At 39.6% G+C, this 6,687-nt stretch carries 8 protein-coding genes; all 8 read right to left on the reverse strand.

The annotated features are described in order from the left end of the window. Positions 1–265 precede the first annotated feature (265 nt). Positions 266–856, reverse strand: coding sequence for a porin family protein (locus ACEW8U_RS21590; protein ID WP_373524127.1), 591 nt, complete (start codon positions 854–856; stop codon positions 266–268). A gap of 95 nt (positions 857–951) precedes the next feature. Beyond that, a complete protein-coding gene (locus tag ACEW8U_RS21595; RefSeq protein WP_373524128.1) occupies positions 952–1,323 on the reverse strand; it encodes a response regulator in 372 nt (123 codons plus the stop codon). A gap of 121 nt (positions 1,324–1,444) precedes the next feature. Next, positions 1,445–2,833, reverse strand: a complete 1,389-nt coding sequence (locus tag ACEW8U_RS21600; RefSeq protein WP_373524129.1) for a sodium-dependent transporter — start codon at positions 2,831–2,833, stop codon at positions 1,445–1,447. A gap of 39 nt (positions 2,834–2,872) precedes the next feature. Next, a complete protein-coding gene (locus ACEW8U_RS21605; RefSeq protein WP_373524130.1) occupies positions 2,873–3,817 on the reverse strand; it encodes an NAD(P)-dependent oxidoreductase in 945 nt (314 codons plus the stop codon). Then, positions 3,801–4,634, reverse strand: a complete 834-nt coding sequence (locus ACEW8U_RS21610) for a peptidylprolyl isomerase (RefSeq protein ID WP_373524131.1) — start codon at positions 4,632–4,634, stop codon at positions 3,801–3,803. The genes ACEW8U_RS21605 and ACEW8U_RS21610 overlap by 17 nt, the downstream gene beginning before the upstream one ends. Continuing rightward, positions 4,631–5,569, reverse strand: coding sequence for a hydroxymethylbilane synthase (hemC, locus tag ACEW8U_RS21615; RefSeq protein ID WP_373524132.1), 939 nt, complete (start codon positions 5,567–5,569; stop codon positions 4,631–4,633). Before hemC ends, ACEW8U_RS21610 begins: the two co-directional genes overlap by 4 nt. A gap of 2 nt (positions 5,570–5,571) precedes the next feature. Beyond that, the gene (gene rimK / locus ACEW8U_RS21620) at positions 5,572–6,474 is read right to left on the reverse strand and encodes a 30S ribosomal protein S6--L-glutamate ligase (RefSeq protein ID WP_373524133.1); all 903 of its coding nucleotides are present in this window, start codon (positions 6,472–6,474) and stop codon (positions 5,572–5,574) included. After that, positions 6,471–6,687 (reverse strand): RimK/LysX family protein (locus tag ACEW8U_RS21625; RefSeq protein ID WP_373524134.1); only part of this gene is annotated, 217 nt, incomplete at its 5' end. The genes rimK and ACEW8U_RS21625, both read right to left, overlap by 4 nt.

The following is a 6,687-nucleotide window of genomic DNA, read 5'->3' on the forward strand; positions in this document are numbered from 1 at the left end:
ACACCTTTACTCAATCCACCAATGAATAAAATAATTGATTTACCTTGCAACTTTTCAACCGCAGCACGTGTTGAAGCAGTGGTAGTAGATTTTGAATCATTGTAAAAAACAATATCGGCATGGATGAACTTGCCTTTGAAATAAAATAATTGCCTGATTTTTAACTTCACGCAAAAACATGCTATAAATAAAAATACCTGCAGATGATTTTGCAGGTATTTTTATTTTAAAGATTGAATATTTGTAAAGGGAAAGAGCCTTATATTTAAAATAGCCTGAACCCAGCAGATACAATGATTTGATTTTGTCTTTGGTCAGTTGGAAAATTTGGGTTAGACTTTGAAATTTTTCCCAGAGAATTTTCATATTTCAAATCAAGGATAAAATTCCCAATATCAAATCCGATTCCTGCCTGATAGCCAATAGTAGAAGTATTGTAGTCAACATCTAAAGGAACTTGCAACGCATCTTCAATCCGGTAATCAATCAGGATTGAGGCTATAGGTCCAGCCTGCAACCGGAAGAAATCTGCTAATTTGAATCCGAACATAAAAGGTATATCCACCCTATTAAAATTGGCGTCAATCGAAATATCTGTTCCGTTGGTTTGTTTTTGGATAAATGATCCTCCAGTATTGGTGTATAAAAATTCAGGTTGAATAAAGATTGAATTGCCTCCCATACGCACAAACAAACCCACATGATACCCAAGGTTATCATCGCCGGAAACAAAATCATCCCCTGTAACCGAAATATTTGCTTGGGAAACTCCTATTTTTGGTCCTATTGAGAAATCTTGGGAACTTGCCGAAAAGGCAATGATTATTCCTAAAAGCGTCACTATGAAATTTTTCATTTGGGTTTATTTTTCATTTCAAACCCAAAGTAAGTATTTTGTTTTTGGAAGACACGGGAAAACGAATAAAAATAAACTGAATGAAAAAAAATCATTCAAACAGTCCTTTGCTCCACAAATTGATGGGTGATATGGTACAACTCGTGAAAATTCATAGGTTTTGGTAATAAGCGGTCAAAGCAAACTGGGGTAATACTTCTGAAATAATCTATGTCTCCAGCTGTAAATCCGATAATAGGTAATTTATTGATTTTGTCGTTAAGTTTAATTTCCCCGAGGAGTTCAATTCCATCCATTTCTGGCATCATGATATCCGTTATCACGACATGCACATCTTCCTCTGCTATCAGAATGGCTAAAGCTTCTACCCCATTCTCCGCAGTTAGGACCGTATGTTGCTCTTTTTCAAATAATTTACGCAAAACCAATCTATTGATGGCATCATCGTCAACAACAAGTATTTTCATATGAAAGGGTGAGAATCACGTTCGTAAAGAACAAAGATAATTTAATAAAAAGCAAATCTGAATATATAAAAAAAGGGCTGTTAAAGCCCTTCTCTTATACTATATAAGCTCGATTTAAGGATCAGCCACCTTCTTGTGGGGTTCCGAAGATCCCAAGAAGATCCAACAATACCAGAGCTATCACTATTGGGCAAACCCATTTGATGAAGAAAATCCATGCAGACCTAATGCCTCCTTTAAATCCCGGTGCTCCTAAAGCAAGTTCATTGGCAAAGTCCCCGATTTTCTTGGCCCAACCTGTATAAAGGCTGAGCATCAAACATATCACCACTACAGCAAAAGTGCCAAATGTGAAATCCATGATAGCAAAAAAGCCTACCTGAGTATTGCCCAAGAAAGAGAGTGTCAATGACTCAAAAAAATTGCCTTCGATGGAAGATAATGCTGATGGTACTGAAAGAGCCATTGCAGCAATACCTATTGTCCAAGCTGCCTTTTTTCTGCTCCATTTTCTTTCATCAATAAAATAAGCCACCGGAACCTCCAACATTGAAATACTAGAGGTTAAAGCCGCAACCAATAATAGTAAAAAGAATAAAGCCCCAATGAAATTCCCACCAGGCATTGCGTCAAAAACCATTGGCAAAACTTCAAATACCAAAGCAGGACCGCCCGCAGGATCTTTTCCTGGAAGTAATGCAAACAAAGCAGGAAATACCATCAATCCACCCAACAATGCCACCATACTGTCCATACCGGCAATCCATCCCGAAGATTGAACTATATTACCACTTTTGGGCAAATAAGATCCGAAAGTTATCATCAAGCCCCAACCAACAGACATAGAGAAAAATGCCTGACCAAGAGCTTGAAGTATGACTTTAGTGGTGATTTTAGAGAAATCGGGATATAAGTAATACTCAATACCTGCACTGGCACCTTCTAAAGTCACCGCTCTGCCAGCTATAAAAATGATAATGATAAACAATACCGGCATCAAAAATTTGGCTGCCTTTTCAATACCACCGGATACACCTCCCAAAACCACTCCTATTGTCATCAATATGAAAACAAAACAAAGAGGTATCACATACATGGGTGTTTGTTGGAAATCCTCAAAATCGATCGGAATATTGATCAATTCGGTGAAAATATACCCAATGGTCCAACCTGCAATCACGGAATAATAACTCAACACACAGAAACAGACAAGGATACATAAGATGCCGGCAATTTGCCAGAACCCGTTTCCACCTGTAGCTTTTATCGCACCGATAGGGTTTTTGCCTGAAATACGGCCCAAGGCAATTTCATTGAGCAATAGCGGCAATCCTATCAACAGCACGCAGATTGCATATACAAAAACAAATGCGCCACCACCGTTTTCACCGGTCAGATACGGGAACCTCCAAATGTTGCCCAAACCTACCGCTGATCCTGCAGCAGCCATTATAAAACCCAAACTGGAACCCCATTGGCCCCTACCTTGGGTATCTGAATTCATTGCCATACTTTATCGATTTGTTAATTTTAAATGAAAATTTAAGAATTAAGAATCGGCTAATTTAATTTGTTTTGATAAAATACCAATTCCTTCTGTAAAACTTTTAGGCGAATAACCCAGCTCATTTTTGGCCTTCTCAATGATAAATCCGGTTTTGGGTGGTCTCTTGGCTGGCTGGGTAAAAAGCGTTGAATCCACTTCTGTAATCAATGATTTGTCTAATCCAAAATAATTCGCTGTTTGGATAGCCATTTCAAAAGGCGTTAAGAAATCCTTTCCTGAAATATTGAAAATTCCCGTTGCTCCTTTTTTCACAATCAAGACACAACCCTCTGCCAAATCTTCCGCTAAGGTCGGAGTTCTCCATTGGTCATTTACTACCTTAATATTCCTCCCTTCTTCCAGAGATTTTTTGACCCAAAGAATAATATTCGATCTGCTCATGTCATTGGCTATCCCATATACCAAAACTGTTCGGACTATTGCCCACCTGATTCCGGATTCCAATATCCTATTTTCTGCCTCAAGCTTGGTCTGACCATAATAATTGATGGGATTCGGTGCTGCTTCTTCAGTATAGGGACCTTCTTCTCCGTCAAAAATAAAATCAGTAGAAAGGTGGACCAAATGTACATCATTGGTACGGCAAGCCTCAATCAAATTCGAAACAGCATCAATATTGGCTATTCGGCTTTGATCTTTTTCTTTTTCACAATCATCCACCTGCGTCATGGCTGCTGTATGAATTACCGCATCAGGTTTGATTTCGGCGAATACTTCCAAAACCTGTTGTTTGTCGGTTACATCCATTTCTCTCCATTCATAACTCCCTTTCCATGCATTAGGCAGTCTCGACTGCCCTTTTCCAGTACCTATTACATGAATTTCAGGATCAGCTCTTAATTGATCAACTAATTTCTGACCCAAAAGACCATTAGCCCCTGTGACAAGAACTTTTACAGCCCTACTTTTTTCAGTAAGTATGTCCATATTCTTTGGTAATTTTTGCTTTTTGAAGTTGCTCTACAGTTACCTTCATATAAACCGGATTCACAGGTCTATCCCTTTCAGCTGTTTGTTCCGCAGCTATTTTTTCCATTACATCGAGACCTTGAATAACTTTGCCAAAAACTGTGTATTCATCATCAAGGTGTGGCGTTCCACCTATCGTGGTATAAGATTCTATCTGCTGAGGCGTCATTGGCTTTTCCAGATTGATATTGTAAAAAGACTCCATGTTTTCTTTTTCATATAACATCAATTTATTCAGGGAATCAAATTGCTGCTCTTGGTACAACTTGCCGTAAGCATCCTTCAAATGAGCATTGCTACCAAGTTGAATATATTTGTAAAAATAATCTGACAAGATCTTCATATCCGTCACCAGTTCATCTCTACTGTAAACCTTCCCATGAACAATATAAAACTGAGTTCCGCTTGACCTTTTTTCAGGATTGATATTATTGCCCTGTCTTGCTGCGGCTATCATTCCCTTGCTATGGATCATCCCATTTTGGATCTCGGCAGGTACAGTGTACCATTCTTCCTGAGGAAGCTTTTCCTTGCCGAACACATCTCCACCCTGAATCATAAATTCAGGTATGATCCTATGAAACTCCGTGGAATCAAATCTTCCTGCCTGAGCCAAGTCAACAAAATTCTTTTTATGCTTTGGGGTTTCATCAAATAATATTGCGTACATGTCACCATGACGAGTCTGGATTTTGACCAGATAATCTTTTTCTGATTTGCAGGAAAATAATGTCAATGCCGCGATAACGGGCAAGACAAACCTTAAATTTCTCATTTCTTTAAAGCTGTTTTTATCTCTTTTAATATTTCAAATCCTCCATCTTTCAAAACCTTGTCTGCCAATTGCATTCCAAGTTCTTCTGATTGATCATGGCTTCCCGACACTTTGTGCATAATCCGCGAGCTTCCATCCAAGCTTACAATGCCACCTTTTAAATGCAAAGTGTTTTCCTCAAATTCGGCCAATGCAAAAACAGGAATACTGCAACCTCCTTCCAAAACCCGCAAATAAGATCTTTCAGCAAGTAATCTATATCCCGTTGCTTCATGGTGGCAAGCGGAAACTATTTGAGCTTTAATGGTTGGGTCTAGGTTTACAGAAGTCTCAATGGCTACACTTCCCTGACCTACGGCTGGGGTAAATTCATCCAATGATAGCTTATGCCTGATCAAATTATCGTATCCCATCCGATGTGCGCCTGCATAGGCCAATAAAAGTGCGTCACATAATCCTGATTCCATTTTAGCAATTCTTGTCTGGAGATTACCCCTGACCTCTACTGTGTGAATGTGAGGATAAAAATGTTTTAAAGTAGCTACACGCCGGGTAGAGGATGTCCCAAGAACCAACGATTGGTCAGGATTTTGGTAATCAATGTTAGGATCATGGCTAAGAATAATATCATTTTCCACTTCCCTTTTCGTAAAAGCAATGATTTCAAATCCATCGGGCAATTTTGACTGCATATCCTTGGCGCTATGTACAGCTATATCTATAGCACCCGAAGCCAATTGATCTTCAAGCTCTTCAGTGAAAACACCCTTACTCCCTATTTTGGCAATAGAAACATCCAAAATCTTATCTCCTTTGGTTTCTATGATGACAATTTCACTTGCCAAACCTTGAGCTTTGAGCAAATCTGCCACGTGATAAGCCTGCCAAAGGGCCAGTTTACTGCCTCGAGTGCCTATCCGGATTGGTTTGTTCATTTTTAATGTTCCTTTTTTTTGATTTTTTTCTCTACCGACTCCTCAATATACTTTACAATTTCCCATGCTATATTTATCCCAGTTGCTTTTTCAATCCCTTCCAGACCTGGCGAACTGTTTACTTCCAAAATCAAAGGCCCCCTTTCTGATTGTAACAAATCAACACCTGCAATGGCAAGTCCTAATGCTTTTGCAGCGCCGAGAGCGGCCATTTTTTCTGCTCTCGAAAGTTTGATCACAGTAGCTACCCCTCCCCTATGAAGATTGGATCGGAATTCCCCTTCTGCCCCTTGCCGCTTCATGGCCCCTACCACTTTCCCATTGACCACAAATGCCCGGATATCAGCTCCTTTGGCTTCTTTGATAAATTCCTGCACTATAATTCTGGCTTTCAATCCATGAAAAGCTTCGATCACTGACTGACCTGCTTTCTTTGTTTCGGCCAATACTACGCCCAAGCCTTGAGTACCTTCCAACAGTTTGATAATCAACGGTGCTCCGCCAACTCTTTCGATCAATGCTTTTTCTCCTCCTTTGGAAAAATTGGTGAAAGCTGTTTTGGGCATTCCCAGACCTGCCTTGGAAAGAATCTGCAGGCTTCTCAATTTATCCCTGCTTCTCACGATAGCCTGGGATTCTACTGCGGAAAAAGCCCCCATCAGTTCAAACTGACGAACTACTGCCGTACCGTAAAAAGTAACCGAGGCACCGATCCTTGGAATAATGGCATCAACGCCTGAAAGTTTTTCTCCTTTATATATGATAGAAGGACCATCCTGTTCTATGATCAGGTCACATAGCGAATGGTCAACCACCATGGCTTCGTGCCCAGCTGCTTTAATAGCTTCAATTAACCTCCTGGTAGAATACAGGTGGGAGTTTCTTGATAAAATCGCAATCTTCATTTCAATGATTTTTTTGATAAGTTAGCCTCTTGCACATCTACTATAAATCTCCCTATCAATATTTTTCTTCCGAGAAGAATGGGATTCCTCATTTTTGACCTATCTGTCAATGTAAACTCTGCTTCGAATTCGACACCAAACATAATGACTTTTGTACTCACTTTATACCTGACCTCCGCCTGACCAAATGAATTCTTTACTTTTTTTTGGGAA

The organism is Aquiflexum sp., assembly GCF_041751335.1.
GTDB lineage: Bacteria > Bacteroidota > Bacteroidia > Cytophagales > Cyclobacteriaceae > Aquiflexum.

Bases quoted from the DNA above. Each gene is read 5' to 3' on its own strand.
- ACEW8U_RS21610 (WP_373524131.1), bottom strand. From the start codon at position 4,634: ATGAGAAATTTAAGGTTTGTCTTGCCCGTTATCGCGGCATTGACATTA.
- ACEW8U_RS21600 (WP_373524129.1), bottom strand. From the start codon at position 2,833: ATGGCAATGAATTCAGATACCCAAGGTAGGGGCCAATGGGGTTCCAGT.
- ACEW8U_RS21605 (WP_373524130.1), bottom strand. From the start codon at position 3,817: ATGGACATACTTACTGAAAAAAGTAGGGCTGTAAAAGTTCTTGTCACA.
- hemC (WP_373524132.1), bottom strand. From the start codon at position 5,569: ATGAACAAACCAATCCGGATAGGCACTCGAGGCAGTAAACTGGCCCTT.
- ACEW8U_RS21595 (WP_373524128.1), bottom strand. From the start codon at position 1,323: ATGAAAATACTTGTTGTTGACGATGATGCCATCAATAGATTGGTTTTG.
- rimK (WP_373524133.1), bottom strand. From the start codon at position 6,474: ATGAAGATTGCGATTTTATCAAGAAACTCCCACCTGTATTCTACCAGG.
- ACEW8U_RS21590 (WP_373524127.1), bottom strand. From the start codon at position 856: ATGAAAAATTTCATAGTGACGCTTTTAGGAATAATCATTGCCTTTTCG.